Annotated in this window: 17 protein-coding genes; 9 read left to right on the top strand and 8 right to left on the bottom strand. The window is 62.1% G+C overall.

Translation table 11 applies throughout. The features are described from left to right. Window positions 1-57: 57 nt before the first annotated feature. Together CRP40_RS20245 and CRP40_RS20240 are read right to left on the bottom strand one after the other, a co-directional pair. A complete protein-coding gene (locus CRP40_RS20245) occupies window positions 58-1,911 on the bottom strand; it encodes a DUF4105 domain-containing protein (RefSeq protein WP_027915477.1) in 1,854 nt (617 codons plus the stop codon). A 72-nt stretch (window positions 1,912-1,983) separates the two neighbouring features. Beyond that, window positions 1,984-2,472 carry a DUF3015 domain-containing protein gene (locus CRP40_RS20240; protein ID WP_023533283.1) on the bottom strand — a complete coding sequence of 163 codons (489 nt, stop codon included), beginning with the start codon at window positions 2,470-2,472 and terminating at the stop codon, window positions 1,984-1,986. A 253-nt stretch (window positions 2,473-2,725) separates the two neighbouring features. Between CRP40_RS20240 and CRP40_RS20235 the strand changes: the two genes are divergently transcribed. The 4 genes from CRP40_RS20235 to CRP40_RS20220 all read left to right on the top strand — a co-directional run bounded on the left by CRP40_RS20235 (window position 2,726) and on the right by CRP40_RS20220 (window position 6,979). Beyond that, complete coding sequence (locus CRP40_RS20235; RefSeq protein ID WP_027915476.1) at window positions 2,726-5,164, top strand: ATP-binding protein; 2,439 nt, start codon at window positions 2,726-2,728, stop codon at window positions 5,162-5,164. Between the two features lie 156 nt (window positions 5,165-5,320). Beyond that, complete coding sequence (locus CRP40_RS20230; RefSeq protein ID WP_027915475.1) at window positions 5,321-5,659, top strand: hypothetical protein; 339 nt, start codon at window positions 5,321-5,323, stop codon at window positions 5,657-5,659. Window positions 5,660-5,751: 92 nt separating this feature from the next. Continuing rightward, entirely contained in the window at window positions 5,752-6,240 is a 489-nt protein-coding gene (locus tag CRP40_RS20225) for a TIGR00645 family protein (protein ID WP_003247486.1), read from the top strand. Window positions 6,241-6,361: 121 nt separating this feature from the next. Continuing rightward, window positions 6,362-6,979, top strand: a complete 618-nt coding sequence (locus CRP40_RS20220) for an FKBP-type peptidyl-prolyl cis-trans isomerase (protein ID WP_027915474.1) — start codon at window positions 6,362-6,364, stop codon at window positions 6,977-6,979. Window positions 6,980-7,025: 46 nt separating this feature from the next. Here the strand turns inward: CRP40_RS20220 and CRP40_RS20215 are convergent, their stop codons facing one another. The 3 genes from CRP40_RS20215 to CRP40_RS20205 form a co-directional block, all read right to left on the bottom strand. Then, window positions 7,026-7,271 (bottom strand): hypothetical protein, encoded by a 246-nt coding sequence (locus CRP40_RS20215; protein ID WP_027915473.1) that lies wholly within the window; start codon window positions 7,269-7,271, stop codon window positions 7,026-7,028. A gap of 83 nt (window positions 7,272-7,354) precedes the next feature. Further along, window positions 7,355-7,696 (bottom strand): zinc ribbon domain-containing protein YjdM, encoded by a 342-nt coding sequence (locus CRP40_RS20210; protein WP_027915472.1) that lies wholly within the window; start codon window positions 7,694-7,696, stop codon window positions 7,355-7,357. A gap of 129 nt (window positions 7,697-7,825) precedes the next feature. Next, window positions 7,826-8,794, bottom strand: coding sequence for a polyprenyl synthetase family protein (locus tag CRP40_RS20205; protein ID WP_027915471.1), 969 nt, complete (start codon window positions 8,792-8,794; stop codon window positions 7,826-7,828). Window positions 8,795-9,038: 244 nt separating this feature from the next. Between CRP40_RS20205 and rplU the strand changes: the two genes are divergently transcribed. From rplU to CRP40_RS20180, 5 genes are all read left to right on the top strand, one after another. Then, the gene (gene rplU, locus CRP40_RS20200; protein ID WP_023533254.1) at window positions 9,039-9,353 is read left to right on the top strand and encodes a 50S ribosomal protein L21; all 315 of its coding nucleotides are present in this window, start codon (window positions 9,039-9,041) and stop codon (window positions 9,351-9,353) included. 38 nt (window positions 9,354-9,391) lie between these two features. Then, a complete protein-coding gene (gene rpmA / locus CRP40_RS20195) occupies window positions 9,392-9,649 on the top strand; it encodes a 50S ribosomal protein L27 (RefSeq protein WP_023533198.1) in 258 nt (85 codons plus the stop codon). A 189-nt stretch (window positions 9,650-9,838) separates the two neighbouring features. Continuing rightward, window positions 9,839-11,065 carry an Obg family GTPase CgtA gene (gene cgtA / locus CRP40_RS20190; protein ID WP_027915470.1) on the top strand — a complete coding sequence of 409 codons (1,227 nt, stop codon included), beginning with the start codon at window positions 9,839-9,841 and terminating at the stop codon, window positions 11,063-11,065. An 85-nt stretch (window positions 11,066-11,150) separates the two neighbouring features. After that, entirely contained in the window at window positions 11,151-12,269 is a 1,119-nt protein-coding gene (gene proB, locus CRP40_RS20185; RefSeq protein ID WP_027915469.1) for a glutamate 5-kinase, read from the top strand. Continuing rightward, window positions 12,266-12,727 (top strand): CreA family protein, encoded by a 462-nt coding sequence (locus CRP40_RS20180; protein ID WP_023533236.1) that lies wholly within the window; start codon window positions 12,266-12,268, stop codon window positions 12,725-12,727. The genes proB and CRP40_RS20180 overlap by 4 nt, the downstream gene beginning before the upstream one ends. 203 nt (window positions 12,728-12,930) lie before the next feature. Here the strand turns inward: CRP40_RS20180 and mksF are convergent, their stop codons facing one another. Genes mksF through mksB form a run of 3 tightly spaced genes read right to left on the bottom strand, consistent with a single transcriptional unit; the run spans window position 12,931 to window position 17,745 of the window. Next, the gene (gene mksF, locus CRP40_RS20175; protein WP_027915468.1) at window positions 12,931-15,762 is read right to left on the bottom strand and encodes an Mks condensin complex protein MksF; all 2,832 of its coding nucleotides are present in this window, start codon (window positions 15,760-15,762) and stop codon (window positions 12,931-12,933) included. Then, window positions 15,759-16,466, bottom strand: coding sequence for an Mks condensin complex protein MksE (gene mksE / locus CRP40_RS20170; RefSeq protein ID WP_027915467.1), 708 nt, complete (start codon window positions 16,464-16,466; stop codon window positions 15,759-15,761). Before mksE ends, mksF begins: the two co-directional genes overlap by 4 nt. Next, on the bottom strand, window positions 16,456-17,745 hold the full coding sequence (gene mksB / locus CRP40_RS20165; RefSeq protein WP_023533191.1) for an Mks condensin complex protein MksB: 1,290 nt from the start codon (window positions 17,743-17,745) through the stop codon (window positions 16,456-16,458). Before mksB ends, mksE begins: the two co-directional genes overlap by 11 nt. Window positions 17,746-17,832 lie beyond the last annotated feature (87 nt).

The following is a 17,832-nucleotide window of genomic DNA, read 5'->3' as shown; positions in this document are numbered from 1 at the left end:
GGGCCACAGGCCGGAACATCGCCGTAAACATGAACGCTTTCACACCAGACCAGACCCTCAGTAGTGATACCACTTCACTTCCAGCATCACCTCGTTCTGCGCCGTGGACAGGTGGCTGAACTGGCGCGAGGCACTCAGGCGCAGCCCCAGGTTCTGGCTGATTTCCCACTGCTGGTTCAGGCTGACGCTACGGCGCACTTCGCCATTGGTGAAGTAATCGCCCTTGGCCTCCAGCGTCATGTTGCCAAGCCCATTGCGCCACAGCAGCCCGCCATTGAAACCTGCGGCAGGTGCGATGAACTGCGCGAAGTCGTTGTGGTGTTCTACACGGACTGTACCCAGTGCAAAGCCCAGCAAGTCATCACCCAGCTGCCAGGTGCCACCGGCGCCACCATTGACGTGGCTCACCAGCACCTCGTCATCGTGTTTGCCCGGCACCCGCTCAAGGCCGCCGGCCACTTGCCACGACCAGGGCTTGAGCAGTTCGTTGCGCGGTGTCAGCGAACGAATGGTCGCCAGGTCCAGGCGTTGCACTTGCCAGTCATTGCCTTCGTACTGGCGCACTTTCAGTTGCAAGATCTCGATCTGCGCCCCCAATGGGAAGCCGTAGGCGTTGTCGTTGAGATCATGGTAAGCCATGCGCAGGCCATATTCGGCATAGGCGCGGTCTTCGCGCGTGCCCACGCCCAACTGCCAGGTACGCGAGTCATGGCCGTCCTCGGGCAACCCCGGGCGCTCGATGGCCAACGGCGGCGGCGGGTTGGTGTTGATCGCGCGTAGCAGTTCGAAGCTGCGCTTGGCCTGGCCGGGGTCACGTTCCTGGCCATTGGCGCGGTAACGCTCAAGGCGGTAGGCAGCGTCTTGTATCAAGGCCTGCCGCTCGCGGGGCAGGGCCTTGAACGCGGGGTTTTGCAATTGCGCAGTGTCGGCGCTTACGGCCAGCACCTGGCGTTTCTCGTCATGGTCCAGTGGCGCTGCACGCGCCAGCAGTTCGCGCTCGCGCGAGGGGCGGTAGAGTTCACTGGCGACCAAGCCTGATTGTTTCACCGCCTTCACGGTGTCGGTCGGTATGGCGGTCAGCGGGAACTGCGAGGTCAGGTCCAGGCCTGGCCGAGCCACCTGCAGCAACTCCAGCAGGCGATAGGAGCAGTTCTCGTCGAAGAAGAAGTAGTCGAACTGAATCTGTTTCAGTTCCCAGACGTGCTCGACCATGCGGCCTGTTTCTTCCGGCGTGAGGTCTAGCTGGTATTCCCACAGGTCGCGGTTTTCCAGGCTGCGGTATTCCGACAGTTTCTCCTGATAGGGCATCAGCGCGAACAGGCCGGGATAACCACCGGCCAACCCTTTCCAGGCATACAGAATGCTGTTGTCGCTGCCTTCGATGTACGCGCCGAAGTTGATCGCGTAGCTGAGCAGCGTGGTGGCGTCACTGCGGGTAGTGGACTGGTCGATGCGCAGCAGCGTGTGCCCGAACATCGACGAGGGGCTGTTCAGGTAGGCAGCCGGGAAGATCAACGCAGCGCTGTGCGGGTCGATCGACTGGTACCAGGTCTTGAATTCCTGGCACTGGGGTTGCGGCAAATCCTGTAGGCCAAGTTGCTCTTTCAGCCAGCGAGTGCGGGCCGGGAATACACACTGAGCGTGCTTGTCGCCCAGGCTTGCCGGGGCATACAGCGCCTGCACCGTCGCTTTCAGCTCACGGTCCGGATGGTGTGCGCCATCGTGGGCAAGGAAGAATGCGTCATCGTCTACGTAGCTGCGCCAGCCACCGAGCTTACCGGTTTCGTAATGGCCCAAAGCAATCCAGTAGGGGGTACTGGCCAGTTGCTGGAGACGGCCTTGATCCAGCATCGGCGCAGCATGAACAGGGGCGCAGAACAACAGCGCCAGAGAGGCAAGGCGTTTGAGCATATCGGGCAACTACTTCCAGACGATGCCGAAGAAAGAGAGACCCGCCCCGGAGCCGGGGCGGGAAACGCGCGTTTAGGCTTCGGTAGCGTACTTGGCCAGGCGTGGGTCGTTCTTCAGAACGGCCAGGGTGTTGCTGTGCACTGTTTCAGCATTGACATCGGCGCTGCTGAAGATCTGGTTGAAGTGATCGTGGGTGACCGATGCGAAGTGCGCACGGTCTTCCGGCGCCACGCCCAGTACCACGGCGTAGGTGGTCAGTGCTTCACCCTGACCCATGGCCATGTCTTCGGAAAGCTCGTTCATCATGCCGTTCATGGCGAACCACGATTTGCCGCCGTAGGTCAGTGCAGACTTGGTGGAGCAGCCGTTGGTGCCGGAGGTCATGCCGAAGGTGGCGTTACCGGAAGTGCCGTTGGTGGTGGAAGCCAGGAAGTGTGCCGGAGTGCCGCGCTGGCCTTCGAACAGCATGTTGCCCCAGCCGCAATTCGGGCCGCCTGGCGCGTCGGCCATGGCGTTGAGCGAAGCGACGGTGAACAGAGTACCCAGAAGAATCCGTTTCATAGCATTTATTCTCTATTTGACTTAAACCAAGGGTCAGGTTTCTGGCAACTCGGGTGCCAGGTCGGGAAAGCATTTCACCCACCCGCGCAAGTTGGAGTTTAGGCATGTTCCAAAGGTTGCGTTACCGATTGCGAAAAATTTGCTTGTACAAGACACCGTCGCGCCTGCGACATAAATCCCGAGGAGCCTTGCAACCCGCGCGCAGGCAGCGCCAGAATGCTGCGTATCTGCCCCGCCGAAGTAAGGAAACCCAATGCCCGATCCTGTCGCTGCGCGCCTGCGTCTTGCGCCTGAAGCCCTCACCCGGCGTTTCTCTCCCGAGCAGTTTGCTTTCACCAATACGGACGATCTGGAGCCGTTTCGCGGCGTACTGGGCCAGGAGCGTGCTGTCGAGGCCCTGCAATTCGGCGTGGCCATGCCGCGCCCCGGCTACAACGTATACGTGATGGGCGAGCCCGGTACCGGCCGGTTCTCGTTCGTCAAGCGTTACCTCAAGGCGGAGGGCAAGCGTCAGCAGACCCCATCCGACTGGCTTTACGTCAACCATTTTGACGACACCCGCGAGCCGCGAGCCCTGGAATTGCCATCGGGCAGTGCCGGGGACTTCATCGCTGACATGAACGGGTTGATCGACAACTTGCTGGCGACATTCCCGGCCGTGTTCGAACACCCCTCGTACCAGCAGAAAAAAGGCGCCATCGACCGCGCCTTCAACCAGCGCTACGACCGCGCGCTGGATGTGATCGAGCGCGCTTCGCTGGAAAAGGACGTGGCCTTGTACCGCGATGCCAGCAACGTGGCCTTCACGCCGATGGCAGACGGCAAGGCCCTGGATGAGGCCGAGTTCGCCCAGTTGCCTGAGCACGTGCGCGAACAGTTTCACGAAGACATCGCCCTGCTCGAGGAGCGTTTGAACGAAGAGCTGGCCAGCCTTCCGCAATGGAAGCGTGAGTCGAACAACCAGTTGCGCCAGCTCAACGAAGAAACCATTACCCTGGCACTCGAGCCTTTGCTCGCACCGCTGTCGGAAAAGTACGCCGAGAACGCTGCCGTGTGTGCCTACCTGCAATCGGTGCAACTGAACCTGTTGCGCACGGTGGTCGAGCAACTGGTCGAGGACAGCAAGACAGACGCCGTGGCGCGCAAGATGCTCGAGGAGCAGTACGCACCCAGCCTGGTCGTGGGCCATCATCATGACGGCGGGGCGCCGGTGGTGTTCGAGCCGCACCCGACCTACGACAACCTGTTCGGTCGCATCGAGTACAGCACCGACCAGGGCGCGCTCTACACGTCGTACCGGCAGTTGCGTCCGGGAGCCCTGCACCGGGCCAACGGCGGCTTCCTGATCCTGGAAGCCGAGAAAATGCTGGGTGAGCCCTTTGTCTGGGATGCGCTCAAGCGCGCCCTGCAATCGCGCAAGCTCAAGATGGAGTCACCCTTGGGCGAGCTTGGCCGGGTGGCGACCGTCAGCCTTACCCCGCAGGTGATCCCGCTAAACGTCAAGCTGGTGATCATCGGCTCGCGTCAGTTGTATTACGCGCTGCAGGACCACGACCCGGACTTCCAGGAGATGTTCAGGGTGCTGGTGGATTTCGACGAAGACATGCCCATGGTCGACGAGAACCTGGAGCAGTTCGCCCAACTGCTGCGCACCCGTACCAACGAGGAGGGCATGGCGCCCTTGACCAGCGACGCCGTGGCCCGGCTAGCGACCTACAGCGCTCGCCTGGCTGAAAACCAGGCACGGCTCTCGGCCCGGATCGGCGACCTGTTCCAGCTGGTCAGCGAGGCCGACTTCATTCGTCAGCTGGCCAACGACGAAATGACCGATGCTGGCCATATCGAACGTGCACTCAAGGCCAAGGCCACACGCACCGGGCGGGTCTCGCAGCGGGTGCTGGACGACATGCTGGCCGGCATCATCCTGATCGACACTCAGGGCGCGGCCATCGGCAAGTGCAATGGCCTGACCGTGCTGGAGGTGGGCGACTCGGCATTCGGCATGCCCGCGCGTATCTCGGCCACCGTGTACCCGGGCGGTAGCGGTATCGTCGACATCGAGCGCGAGGTAAACCTGGGCCAGCCTATCCACTCCAAGGGGGTGATGATCCTGACCGGCTACCTGGGCAGCCGCTATGCCCAGGAATTCCCGCTGGCGATCTCGGCCAGCATCGCCCTGGAGCAATCCTACGGTTACGTGGACGGCGACAGCGCCTCGCTAGGTGAGGCCTGCACGTTGATCTCGGCCCTTTCGCGCACCCCGCTCAAGCAGTGCTTCGCGATCACCGGTTCCATCAACCAGTTCGGTGAAGTGCAGGCTGTCGGGGGTGTGAACGAGAAGATCGAAGGGTTCTTCAGGCTCTGCGAAGCCCGTGGCCTGACCGGTGAGCAGGGGGTGATCATCCCGCGCGCCAACGTGGCCACGCTCATGCTCGACGAACGTGTGTTGCAGGCGGTCGAGAGTGGCACCTTCCATGTGTATGCGGTCAGCCAGGCAGATGAGGCGTTGAGCCTGCTGGTAGGCGAGGAGGCGGGTGTGCCTGACGAGAAAGGGCAGTTCACCGAGGGTAGCGTGAATGCACGCGTCGTCGAACGGCTGCGCGAGATTGCCGAGATGATCAGTGAGGAAGACATCGAGAAGGCGGAAAAGGAGCGCCTTGAAGAGGTGATCGCGCAAGCCAAGCCTGCTTGAGTCAAGAAACCGGCGCTGGCGGCCAATGGCTACCGTTCGGCGCCGGTTTTCCATCTTGTGCTGACGCTCTTCTATGCTGAACCAAGGACGACATCAGTGTTCAGGATGAAGACAGCCCGTTTGCTGGGCTGAACGGAGCTTTCGGAGGACGCGGCCATGCGCAACCTCAGCCTTACACGTCAGTGCCTGGGCCTTGTGACCCGCATCGAATGCAGTATCCGGCCACTGGCTGGCGATACCGGTATGTGGACGCTGCTGTTCGCCGCCGGCATGGCCGGTGAGCAACCCTCGGCAGTAAAGGCCCAAGGGCCGTTTCACGGGCCGCAGGTGGCCGAGTCCGTGCTCAATGCCATCGTCGACAGCCTGACCCTGCACGGGTATCAGCTCAACGAAGACCCGCCCATCTGGTGCCTGCACCTGCAGGCGCAGTTGCGGCGCATGAACGGCGAGCGCACCAAAAACCTGGGCGACTACCAGTTCCATCCTGAGACCTGAACAGGCCGGGACGGTCATCCAGCTTTTGCTGCATGAGGCGGCTGGCTATACTCGCGGTCGTTTTTCCAGCCACCTACGAGTCCCCATCCTCCATGGAACGTATTCTCGAAAATGCGATGTATGCCTCCCGCTGGCTGCTCGCCCCCATCTACTTCGGCCTGTCCCTGGGCCTGCTGGCCCTTGCGCTGAAATTCTTCCAGGAAGTGGTCCATGTCCTGCCCAACGTCTTTGCCTTGAGCGAAGCCGACCTGATCCTGGTGATCCTGTCGCTGATCGATATGTCGCTGGTCGGCGGGCTGTTGGTCATGGTGATGATTTCCGGCTATGAGAACTTCGTTTCGCAGCTGGATATCGACGAGAGCAAGGAAAAGCTCAACTGGCTCGGCAAGATGGACTCCTCCTCGCTGAAGATGAAGGTGGCTGCGTCGATCGTGGCCATCTCGTCCATCCACCTGTTGCGGGTGTTCATGGATGCCCAGAACATCTCCACCGATTACCTGATGTGGTACGTCATCATCCACATGACCTTCGTGGTCTCGGCGTTCTGCATGGGTTACCTGGACAAGCTCACCAAGCACTAGCCTCGACTTCAGCTGCACGCGGGGGTCTGCCGCGTGCAGCTAGGTGCCTCTCGATATGCTAGGCTGCTCGCCCTTTTCATCAAGGGCGTGGCTGCGCTGCGCCCTGCAGTGGAGCATGACAATGTCCGAGATCAACCTGTCTACCGACGAAACCCGCGTCAGCTACGGCATCGGCCGTCAGCTGGGTGGCCAGCTGCGCGACAACCCGCCGCCAGGGGTGAGCCTGGAAGCGATCGTGGCCGGCCTGACCGACGCCTTCAACGGTGCAGACAGCCGCGTCAGCGAGGCCGATCTGTCGGCCAGCTTCCAGGTTATCCGTGAAGTGATGCAAGCCCAGGCAGCCGCCAAGGCCGAGGCTGCAGCGGCTGCCGGCAAGCAGTTCTTGGCCGACAACGCCAAGCGCGACGGCATCGTCACCCTGGATTCGGGCTTGCAGTACGAAGCGCTGAACACCGGTGAAGGCGCCAAGCCATCGCGCGAAGACCAGGTGCGTGTGCACTACCACGGCACCCTGATCGACGGCACCGTGTTCGACAGCTCGTACGATCGTGGTCAGCCGGCCGAATTCCCGGTTGGGGGCGTGATCGCAGGTTGGACCGAAGCCCTGCAATTGATGAGCGCCGGCAGCAAGTGGCGCCTGTATGTGCCAAGCGAATTGGCCTACGGTGCCCAGGGTGTCGGCAGCATCCCGCCGCACAGCGTACTGGTGTTCGACGTCGAATTGCTCGACGTTCTGTAATACCGCTGGGGCCGCATTGCGGCCCTTTCCCAGCTCGCCAGATGTGTCAGTTCCAGTCTGTCCCCATCGGGCGCAACGCCCGTGCGTAGCAGAACAGAAACAGGTTGCGCACCAGCTCCTTCAGTACCCCAGGCTCATTCGAATTCAGCCCGCGCAGGTCCAGGTCGCCCTGGTCGCGCAGTTCATCCAGCGCCTCTGCTTCGAGCACCGCGCACACCTCACCGGTCTCCCGATGAAGAATGCGCAGGTATGGGTGAGGGCGGTCCAGCCAGGCATCGATCAGATAAGTCATGACTATTCTCCTTGGATAACTTTCCAATGAGAATAATTCTTATTATCAAAATAGCAAGAACCAATTGGCGGATCTGGATGAAATCAGACCTTGCGCACGAATTCCGATTTCAGCTTCATCGCGCCAATACCGTCGATCTTGCAGTCGATATCGTGGTCACCGTCGCACAGGCGGATGTTCTTGACCTTGGTGCCGACCTTGACCACCAGGGACGAGCCCTTGACCTTCAAGTCCTTGATCACGGTCACGGTGTCGCCGTCCTGTAGCACATTGCCGACGGAATCTTTTTTTACCACGTCGTCATTGGCAGATTCGGCTTCGCCGCTGGCCGACCACTCGTGGGCACATTCAGGGCAGATCAGCTGCGTGCCATCCTCGTAGGTGTATTCGGAATTGCATTTGGGGCAGGGTGGCAACGTACTCACTTGGGTTCCTCGAACAGACAGGCGGAAAAAGCCGCCATTGTAGAAGGTCTGGTTTCAGAAGTGATTATGTCCGGACAAAAGTCCGCAGCGGTTCGAGGAACGAACCGCGTGTGGGGAAGGGACGTACCGTTAGTGAGTGCGTGCGACGGCGAACTGGCTGAGTTCGACCAGCGCATCCCGGTATTCGCTGGCAGGGAGCACTTCCAGGCACTCGATGGCGCGCTTGACGTAATCCTGCGCCAGGGCTGCGGTGTACTTGAGCGCACCCGATGCCTCTACCGCAGCGCGGATCTGCTCCAGGTCTTCAAGGCCGCCTTTCTGGATGGCCTGGCGTACCAGTGCTGCTTGCTCGGCAGTGCCCTCGCGCATGGTGTAGATCAAGGGCAGGGTGGGCTTGCCCTCGGCCAGGTCGTCGCCCACGTTCTTGCCCAGTGCCTCGGCGTCACCTTCATAGTCGAGCAGGTCGTCGACCAATTGGAAAGCCACGCCCAGGTGGTCACCGAACATGCGCAAGGCCTCGCGCTGGGCATCGGAAGCCTGGGCCAGGGCCGCAGCACTGTGGGTGGAGGCTTCGAACAGCATGGCGGTCTTGCCGCGGATGACGTCCATGTAGACGTCCTCGGTGGTGCTGGCGTCGCGAACCCGCGACAGCTGCAGCACTTCACCCTCGGCAATGACCCGGGTCGCCCTGGACAGGATCTGCATGACCGGCATCGACCCCAGTTCGACCATCATCTCGAACGAGCGGGAATAGAGGAAATCACCGACCAGCACGCTTGGGGCATTGCCCCACAGGGCGTTGGCCGTGGAGCGGCCGCGGCGCATGCCCGACATGTCGACCACGTCATCGTGCAGCAGGGTGGCGGTGTGCAGGAACTCGATGGTTGCCGCCAGCAGCCGCAGGTCGTCGCCCCGGTGGCCCAGGGCCTTGCCGCACAGCAACACCAGCAATGGGCGCAGGCGCTTGCCACCGGCCGACGTGATATAGTCGCCGATCTTCGATACCAGCGGCACGCGCGAGGTCAGCTGCTTCTTGATGATCTCGTCGACGGCGCTGAAATCGTCAGCCACCGCACGGTAGAAGGTTTGGGGTTGCATCGGCTGCTCCAGTGAGGTTGCGCGGCATGCTAGGTTGCGGGTCCCGGTGTGTCAAGGCACGGTGCCAGTCGGTCGGGCGCTGCACTTGCAAGCAAAACCTGTGTTGCGTACAATCGCGCACCCTAACTTCCTGGGCAGCACCTGCCTTACGCAATTGCGCCGGGCCGTTCCAGCCCTGTGCAGCCATGCCAGCCAATACTCATCATATAAAGCGCTGGGTGAGCAGGATTATCGGAGAAATACCATGTCTTACGCAGTAATCGTTACCGGCGGCAAGCAGTACAAAGTCGCTGAAGGTGAATTCCTCAAGGTCGAGAAACTGGAAGTCGCCACTGGCGAGTCCGTGACTTTCGATCGCGTTCTGCTGGTCGCCAACGGTGAAGAAGTCACCATCGGTGCTCCAGTTGTTGCTGGCGCTAAAGTAGTGGCCGAAGTCGTTTCGCAAGGCCGCCACGACAAGGTTCGCATCATCAAGTTCCGTCGTCGTAAGCACCACATGAAGCGCATGGGCCACCGCCAGTGGTTCACCGAGATCAAAATCACCGGCATCCAGGCTTAATCCCCTAGATCCCCTGAATTTATTTGGAGAATTGAACCATGGCTCACAAGAAGGCTGGTGGTAGTACTCGTAACGGTCGCGACTCAGAATCGAAACGCCTTGGCGTGAAGATGTATGGCGGCCAGGTTATCAAGCCAGGCAACATCATCGTCCGCCAGCGCGGCACCGAATTCCACCCAGGCTACGGCGTGGGCATCGGTAAAGATCACACCCTGTTCGCCAAGATCGAAGGCGTGATCAAGTTCGAGAAGAAAGGCGAGTTCAACCGCCGTTACGTGAGCATCGTCGCAGCCTAATCGCGACGTCGCTCCAGAAGCCCCGTCATGCGACGGGGCTTTTTCGTTTGTGGTGAGCCTCTTGCAAAGCTGTTTGTATGGGTTGCCGGCGTGGGTTTCTACGGTCGTACGGGGCCGCCGCGCTCATTTTTGCAAGAGCCTCATGTTTATCAGTGTTCAACTCGTCGGAAGGCGAGAGGCGGTTTTTGAATGAAGTTTGTTGACGAAGTATCCATTCGGGTCAAAGCCGGTGACGGCGGTAACGGTTGCATGAGCTTCCGTCGCGAGAAGTTCATCGAGAACGGTGGCCCCAACGGCGGCGATGGCGGTGACGGTGGTTCGGTGTTCATGGTGGCAGACGAGAACCTCAATACCCTGGTCGACTATCGCTACACCCGTCACCACGAAGCTCAGCGCGGCGCCAATGGCGGCAGCACCGACTGCACCGGCAAGAAGGGTGAAGACCTGTTCCTGCGTGTGCCGGTGGGCACCACGGTCATCGATGCCTCCACGCAGGAAGTGATCGGTGACCTGGTCAAGCCGGGGCAGAAGCTGATGGTCGCTCAGGGCGGCTGGCACGGCCTTGGCAACACCCGTTTCAAATCCAGTACCAACCGCGCACCGCGCCAGACCACTCCAGGTAAACCGGGTGATCAGCGCGACCTGAAGATGGAAATGAAAGTGCTGGCCGATGTAGGCCTGCTGGGCCTGCCGAATGCGGGCAAGAGCACCTTCATCCGCTCGGTATCGGCCGCCAAGCCGAAAGTGGCCGATTACCCGTTCACCACCCTGGTGCCAAACCTGGGCGTGGTCAGTGTCGACCGCTGGAAAAGCTTCGTCATCGCCGACATTCCTGGGCTGATCGAAGGTGCCTCCGACGGTGCTGGCCTGGGCATTCGCTTCCTCAAGCACCTGGCGCGTACCCGTGTTCTGCTGCACCTGGTGGACATGGCGCCGCTGGACGAGAGCAGCCCGGCCGATGCCGCCGAAGTCATCGTCAACGAGCTGACCCGCTTCAGCCCGTCGCTGGCTGAGCGTGAGCGCTGGTTGGTGCTGAACAAGGCCGACATGGTCATGGACGACGAGCGCGACGAGCGGGTCAAGGAAGTGGTCGAGCGCCTGCAATGGAAGGGCCCTGTGTATGTGATCTCGGCCATCTCCAAGCAAGGTACCGAAAAGCTCAGCCACGACCTGATGCGCTACCTCGAAGACCGCGCCGACCGCCTGGCCAACGACCCGGCCTATGCCGAGGAGCTGGCTGACCTCGACCAACGCATCGAGGACGAGGCTCGCGCCCAGTTGCAGGCCCTGGACGATGCCCGCACCTTGCGCCGCACCGGTGTCAAGAGCGTGCACGACATCGGCGATGACGATGACTGGGATGATGATTTCGAGGACGACGAAGACGGTCCGGAAATCATTTACGTGCGCGACTGATCGGTTGCAGTACACTAAACGCCGCTCGCTTGAGCGGCGTTTTTGTATCCACGGTATCTACAGATTCGACATAGGTTGGAAGACGATGCGAAGCAAGGTGACGGGCGCCAGGCGCTGGGTCGTGAAGATTGGCAGTGCGCTGCTGACCGCCGATGGCAAAGGCCTCGATCGCGGCGCCATGGCCGTGTGGGTCGAGCAGATGGTCGCGCTGCGTGAGGCGGGCGTGGAGTTGGTGCTGGTCTCCTCGGGCGCCGTGGCTGCCGGCATGAGCCAGCTGGGCTGGACGTCACGCCCCAGTGCGATGAACGAGCTGCAGGCAGCAGCGTCCATCGGCCAGATGCGCCTGGTGCAGGCCTGGGAGTCGAGCTTTGGCGAGCACGGCAAGCATACCGCGCAGATCCTGCTGACCCATGACGACCTGTCCGACCGCAAGCGCTACCTCAATGCGCGCAGCACCCTGCGCACCCTTGTCGAGCTGGGCGTGGTGCCGGTGATCAACGAAAACGACACGGTGGTGACCGACGAGATTCGCTTCGGTGACAACGACACTCTGGCGGCGTTGGTGGCTAACCTCGTGGAAGCCGACCTGCTGGTGATCCTGACCGACCGTGACGGCATGTTCGATGCCGACCCGCGCAACAACCCCGATGCGCAACTGATCTTCGAAGCCCGTGCCGATGACCCGGCGCTGGACGCCGTGGCGGGCAGCACCGGTGGTGCACTGGGGCGCGGCGGTATGCAGACCAAGCTGCGCGCTGCACGCCTGGCGGCACGCTCTGGTGCCCATACCATCATCATTGGCGGGCGCATCGAGCGCGTGCTCGATCGTCTCAAGGCCGGTGAGCGGTTGGGCACCTTGCTGTCGCCTGAGCGCGGCATGCTGGCAGCCCGTAAACAGTGGCTGGCGGGTCATCTGCAGACCCGCGGCACGCTGGTGTTGGACGAGGGAGCGGTACAGGCGCTGCGCCAGGCCCACAAGAGTTTGCTACCAGTGGGCGTCAAGGCCATCCAGGGCAGCTTCCGACGTGGCGAGATGGTGGTGTGCGTGGGCCCTGACGGGTTGGAAGTGGCCAGGGGCCTGGCTAACTACAGTGCCCTGGAAGCGCAGAAGATCATTGGGCAATCCTCCGACGCCATCGCGACTATCCTGGGTTATAGCGCCGAGCCTGAGCTGGTGCATCGTGACAATCTGGTGCTGGTATGAACATGCTGAAGAAACTGTTTGTCGTGGCAGCCCTTGGGTTGCCGATGCTTGCTGGCGCCGAGGAAATCGGCCAGGTGTCCACTGTCTTCAAGTTCCTGGGGCCGAACGACCGCATCGTCGTGGAAGCCTTCGACGACCCCAAGGTCGAAGGTGTGACTTGCTACCTGTCGCGGGCCAAGACGGGGGGAGTGAAGGGTGGACTGGGGTTGGCCGAGGATCGCGCCGAGGCCTCGATCGCCTGCCGCCAGGTAGGGCCGATCAGTTTCAAGGGCGAGCTCAAGGATGGCGATGAGGTGTTCAAGGAGCGCACATCGCTGGTGTTCAAGACCATGCAGGTGGTGCGCTTCCTGGACAAGAAGCGCAATACGCTGGTGTATCTGGTGTACAGCGACCGCATCGTCGAAGGCAGCCCGCAGAATGCCGTGACGGCGATTCCGATTCTGCCGTGGGCTCAGTGACGGGTAGGCCTGGTCGATTTCGAGTTGAAAACGTGCAGGTGTCGAGGCACGGGCAACTGACGTGAACCGCATCTAGAGGCTGTCGTTTGCCACGGTGGCCTCGGCATGACACGGGACGGGCCGCTATGGGAGGCGGAACAGTTCCAGCATCTGAGCTTCGCAGCGCCCACTGTCGGGGCCGCTCTGCGGCCCCACAATCTCCGTCAGATAACCACTTCACCCTGATCTTCGCGTACCACCACCTTCACCTCCTCCAGCGGGCTGATGAACTTCCAGTCCGATTCGTCGATATAGATGCCGTTGGGGCCGCTGCCGCCTTCCAGGTCGATGGCCACGTGTGCCGAGACCTGCGGCTTGACGCTCGCCAGAATCGGCACGAACCCCAGCTGCAGGCTGGTCTCCAGCAGTGCCGCCTGGTTGCGTTCGTCGATGTCCGCCGCTTCGTCCAGGTAGTACGGCAGGCGCACACGTCCGGCCAAGTCACGGTCCATCAGGTGCAGCAACAAATACATGTTGGTCAGCGCCTTGATGGTCATGGTCGTACCGTTCGAAGCCGCGCCGTCGATGTCGGCGTGGATGATCGGCTGGCCGTTGACCTTGGTGATCTCGAACGCCAGCTCGAACAGGTCCTTCAACCCCAATTGGTTATGGTTCGCGGCGACCAGGCGCGCCAGGTATTCCTTGGCCTGCTCGTTCCGGTTGTCCTGGTCGGCGTTCTGGGTGAGGTCGAACACCGACAGGGTTTCGCCTTCTTCATACTGGCCGGCACTGTGGATGATCTGGTCGATGTGCTTGAGTGCCTCCTTGTTCGGTGCCAGCACCACGCGGAAGCTTTCCAGGTTCGAGACCTGGCGCCGGTTGATCTCGCGGTTGAACAGGGCAAGCTGGTGCTCGAGGCTGTCATAGTCGCTGCGGATGTTGCGCAGGGTACGGGCAATGTCGGTCACGGCAGCGCGACGCGCCTTGGCCAGGGTCAACGCCTCGTCGGTGCGGTGGGCATAGGCGTTGACCAGCAACTGCAGGCGACGCTCCATGTCGTCCTCGCTGTCGAACTTGGCCACGCCTTTGAGGCGTACCTGCGCGTACAACGCTTCGATCTGGTTATCCACCCGCTGCAGGCTCTGCCAGCTGTCCTGGTAGTCGTTGAGCAATGGCAGCAGGTTGTCCATGGAGTCGTCGATGGCCTCCATGAACGGGGTGCCGAGGGGCAGGTCGGCCGGTAGCAGCTGACGGCGGCGCAGTGCGTCGTCCAGGGTACGTTGCTTGGACTCAAGGTCGCCCAACTGGCGCGCCACCAGTTGCAGTTTGGCCGACAGCTGCTGCACGCGCTCGGTGAACGCATCGCTGGAGCGCTTGAGCTCATCCTGGGCGGCCTCCATCTGTGCGAGCTGTTCGAGCTTGGCAGGCTCTTCGGCGGCCAGGGTCTGGCTGCGGCGGTAGTCTTCCAGGGCTTTCTGGGCGTCGAGTACCTGCTGGTACAGCGCTTCGGTCTGCGCCTTGGAAGCCGAGCGGTCGGCGCTTACTGCCTGCTGGGTCTTGAGCTGGCGCAGCTCCTTGTCCAGGCGCTCCTTCTGATCACGCAGCGCGGCGCGGTCAGCCAGCGCCTGCAAAGCCGGTGGGTCGATGTGGGTCAGGTCGATGGACAGACCCGGCGCCTCGAAACGCTCACCTTTGAAGCGGTCGAGCACCGCTTCAAGGGATTTCACCCACAGGTCGCTGTCGTCCAGCTCGATGCCACGCTCACCCAATGGCAGGCTGAACAGGGCGCCGTTGAACAGGCGCATCAGGCGGTCGACATCCTGCTGCGAGAACTCTTCGCGCAAGCGGGCGTAACTGTTGTTGTCGGCGTGGTCGAGCTGCTGCTTGACCTGCCTGAGGCGTTTTTCCAGGTCGCCAACGCGCTGGTCGAGGTCTTCGGCACTGAACTGACGGGACTGGGCCAGGGCGCCTGCAAGCTCGTCATGGGCATCCTTGGCCGCCAGCAGCTGCTGTTCCAGCACCTTGACGTCATCGACCAACGCAAAACGATGGCGCAACACCGACAGCTCGCCCAGCCAGCGCTGGATGCCGGTGATTTCACGCTCAAGGCGCATCAGCTCCTGGGTGCCGCCGCGCTGATCGTTTTGCAAGCGGTCCTGTTCACCCCGGTAATGCTCGGCCTGGATGACCAGTTCTTCCTTGCGCGCCATGGCGTAGTCCTGCCAGGTACCCAGCAGGTTGTCGAGCACCGGCGAAATCCGGTGCAGCTTGCCGCGCAGGATGTCGCGTTGGGCGACGCCGCCTGCCAGCGCCTCGACCAGCGGGCCGGCGGCGACCAGGGCGTTGTAGTCCTGTTCCATGCGCCGCACATCGCGGAAGGCTTCTTCGCAGGCGGCAATGTAGTCGACGCTGCCAGAGCGCAGGCTGTGCTCGAAGGCATCGAGGAACAGCTGCTTGAGCTTGGCTGCCGTGATTTCGCGCATGTGCAGCAGGTTGATGAACAGCGCGCGGAAGGTCTTGAGGCTCTGCTCGCTGGTCGAGCGCAGCGGGATCAGGGTCAGGTCCAGGGGCACCGAGGTATGGCCGCCGACCAACAGGCGGCGCAGCTCGTCCGGCTTGAGCTCGTAGGCTTTGATGCCTTTGCTTTCGAGGTTGGTGAACAGCTCTTTCTGGCGCAGACACGTGTCGTTTTTCTGATAGTGCGCCAGGTCCAGCTCGCCCTGATAGGCGAAGAACTGGTGCCCGAAGCCGCCACCCGGCCCACGGCCGACGACACCGATCACGTGCGGACCATGGGGCAGGCTCAGCTCGCAGAGGATGTACGAGGTATCGCTGGCAAAGTAGAAGCGGCGCGACTGCTCCAGGCTGTACTTGCCGAAGCTCATGTCCGACATGCGTGCCAGGATCGGGAACTGCAGGGCGTTGATCGATGCCGACTTGCCCAGGTTGTTGGCGCCGTACACCGACAGCGGATGCTCCAGTGGGAACAAGCCCAGGCTGTAGCCTGCCGTGTTGAGCAATGCGAAGCGGCGGATGCCGTAGCGTTCCTGGCTCATGCGTCGATCTCCTGTTGCTCTTGGCGAATGGCACGAGCCAAGGCCTGCTCTTCGTCTTCCTCAGCCTCGAACGGCGTCAGGTCGAGCGGGTCGTCGGTGTGTTCAGGCATTGGCTCGGCGGGGTCTTCGGCCAGCACTGGCGTGGGCAAGGGCAGGGCGCTGTGCAGCGTTGCCGCCAGGTCCCGGTCCTGCTGCACGGCCAGGCAAACGTCCAGGAACCGGTGCATCGGCGGCAGGAAACGGTAAATGCCACCTTCTTCATGGGCGAAGCCGAGCTGGGTCATACGGCGCAGGATCTTTTCTTCCAGGTCCTCGACGGTCTGCACCTCGGCCTGCACGAACAGGTCCCGGTACTTGTCGAGCAACGAAGGCAATTCGTCGCGGCCAACGCTGCCGCCGTCGAGCACCGCGATCGGGTCACGGCCTTGATCGGCCAGGTGCTCGACCAGGATGAAGGTGAACAGCGACAGGCGCTGCGCCGTCTTGTTGACCTGGGCCGCCGTCATGTCCGGCACGAAGTAGTAGAAACCGCGGGTGTCGCACACCAGCTCGAAGCCCAGGGCCTTGAACAGGCTGCGGTACTGGTCCTGGAAGTTGGACAACTGCGCGTACAGCTCCGGGTCGCGGCGGCTGATGTGGAAACCTTTGAACAGCTCGCGGAAGATCGGTGCGAGCTGGGACAGTTCGGAAAGATCAAGATGCATGGGCTGGGCTCGCGTGGGGTTCTGGGGACGCACTGGGGGCGTCTTCGCGGCTGGAGGTCAGGGCGTACGAACGCAGGCTGACGCGGTGTTCCTGGGTGTCGTAGTCACGGCGCTCGAGGCGCTCGCGGTTGAAGCGTTTTTCCCGTGACAAGCGCGAGAACCAGTACAGCAGTTCGTCGGTGGCGCCTTCGGGCTCCTGCTCCAGCAGCCACACCATCAGGTCTGGCAGTGGCAGCGCCTGTTCACAGCGTTCGGTCATTTCCTTGACCGTGCGCGGTGCGCGAGGCTTGTCGTCGGACGCGCTCTTGTGCGCCTTGGGGAAGCGCGCCGGCTTGGGCTCGAAGCGCGCCAAGGCATAGACATAGGCTTCGACCTGGCTGGCGCTGCCCAGGAAAGTGCTTTGCGGCCGGGTGAACAACGGCATGGCTGCCTGGGGCAGCGCGTCCAGGCCCTTGCGGCGCACCACCGACAGGGCCAGGGCAGCGCCACGGGTCACCGCGTTGTGACGCCGTGCTTCCTCGCGCAGCGGCAGCAGCAGTTCACGGGCATGACGCAGGGTCAGCTGGGCGCTGGTCTGCATCTCCAGAATACGCGCATGGGTGCGCAGCAGCATGTCGTCGTCGACCAGGTGGCCAAGGCGCGCCTGTTCCCCGAGCAGTTTCAGCAGCACGGTCTCGACCTTGCGCACCCCTTGCTCGAAGGCGCCGTCGGCGTTGACCAGCTGGATCATCGGCTCGACGTATTCATCCCAGGTGGCCAGCACTTCGGCATAGCGCTGGCGCAAGGGTATCTGGCGGCTGCTGGTCTTGGCCCGCTCGGCTACGGCCACCAGTGCCTGCTCATCGTTGTCGAGCTTCTTCAGCACGTCCCGCACGCGCATGTCCAGGAGCCGCAGTTGCCGCGCCAGATCGTCACTGTCGCGGTTGTCGAAGGCATCCTGGATGTGCCCGGCCAGGCGCTCCAGGTGACGCAGGTAAGCCTCGATCTCCAGGCACAGGCCAAGGCGATGCTCACGGCGCAGATAGGCGAGGAAGTCGTGGATCTGGGCGTTGAGCTCGAAGCGGTTCGGGCTCTTGGCAACGGGCACCAGGATGTCCAGGCGGATCCACACATCGAGCAGTTGGGTGATGTCCTGCGGGGTGCTCTCGATCTGCTGGCGGGCCACATGCTGGCGCAGCTCCACCAGGCTGAGGGTGCCCTGGTCGAAACGCTCGCACAGCGGCTCGATCAGGGCCCAGTGTTCGGCTAGGGCACGCAGGACGCGCTTGGGTTCGATCATCGGCTTGGACTCGTTGCCAAGAAAAAGGGGGCGATTGTACTGCATCCGACGGGTTGGTTCTTATCCCCTTGGCTTGTCGTGCGACAG

This window comes from Pseudomonas sp. URMO17WK12:I9 (genome assembly GCF_900230165.1).
GTDB lineage: Bacteria > Pseudomonadota > Gammaproteobacteria > Pseudomonadales > Pseudomonadaceae > Aquipseudomonas > Aquipseudomonas fulva.
The sequence above is the reverse complement of the archived record's forward strand: the minus strand, read 5'-3'. Positions and strand labels throughout refer to the sequence as shown.

What these genes read in the sequence shown, in the direction of transcription:
- proB (WP_027915469.1), top strand. Translation starts at nt 11,151, where the DNA reads ATGCGAAGCAAGGTGACGGGCGCCAGGCGCTGGGTCGTGAAGATTGGC.
- CRP40_RS20235 (WP_027915476.1), top strand. Translation starts at nt 2,726, where the DNA reads ATGCCCGATCCTGTCGCTGCGCGCCTGCGTCTTGCGCCTGAAGCCCTC.
- mksE (WP_027915467.1), bottom strand. Translation starts at nt 16,466, where the DNA reads ATGCATCTTGATCTTTCCGAACTGTCCCAGCTCGCACCGATCTTCCGC.
- cgtA (WP_027915470.1), top strand. Translation starts at nt 9,839, where the DNA reads ATGAAGTTTGTTGACGAAGTATCCATTCGGGTCAAAGCCGGTGACGGC.
- CRP40_RS20245 (WP_027915477.1), bottom strand. Translation starts at nt 1,911, where the DNA reads ATGCTCAAACGCCTTGCCTCTCTGGCGCTGTTGTTCTGCGCCCCTGTT.
- CRP40_RS20205 (WP_027915471.1), bottom strand. Translation starts at nt 8,794, where the DNA reads ATGCAACCCCAAACCTTCTACCGTGCGGTGGCTGACGATTTCAGCGCC.
- rpmA (WP_023533198.1), top strand. Translation starts at nt 9,392, where the DNA reads ATGGCTCACAAGAAGGCTGGTGGTAGTACTCGTAACGGTCGCGACTCA.
- CRP40_RS20220 (WP_027915474.1), top strand. Translation starts at nt 6,362, where the DNA reads ATGTCCGAGATCAACCTGTCTACCGACGAAACCCGCGTCAGCTACGGC.
- mksB (WP_023533191.1), bottom strand. Translation starts at nt 17,745, where the DNA reads ATGATCGAACCCAAGCGCGTCCTGCGTGCCCTAGCCGAACACTGGGCC.
- CRP40_RS20240 (WP_023533283.1), bottom strand. Translation starts at nt 2,472, where the DNA reads ATGAAACGGATTCTTCTGGGTACTCTGTTCACCGTCGCTTCGCTCAAC.
- CRP40_RS20225 (WP_003247486.1), top strand. Translation starts at nt 5,752, where the DNA reads ATGGAACGTATTCTCGAAAATGCGATGTATGCCTCCCGCTGGCTGCTC.
- rplU (WP_023533254.1), top strand. Translation starts at nt 9,039, where the DNA reads ATGTCTTACGCAGTAATCGTTACCGGCGGCAAGCAGTACAAAGTCGCT.
- CRP40_RS20230 (WP_027915475.1), top strand. Translation starts at nt 5,321, where the DNA reads ATGCGCAACCTCAGCCTTACACGTCAGTGCCTGGGCCTTGTGACCCGC.
- CRP40_RS20215 (WP_027915473.1), bottom strand. Translation starts at nt 7,271, where the DNA reads ATGACTTATCTGATCGATGCCTGGCTGGACCGCCCTCACCCATACCTG.
- mksF (WP_027915468.1), bottom strand. Translation starts at nt 15,762, where the DNA reads ATGAGCCAGGAACGCTACGGCATCCGCCGCTTCGCATTGCTCAACACG.
- CRP40_RS20180 (WP_023533236.1), top strand. Translation starts at nt 12,266, where the DNA reads ATGAACATGCTGAAGAAACTGTTTGTCGTGGCAGCCCTTGGGTTGCCG.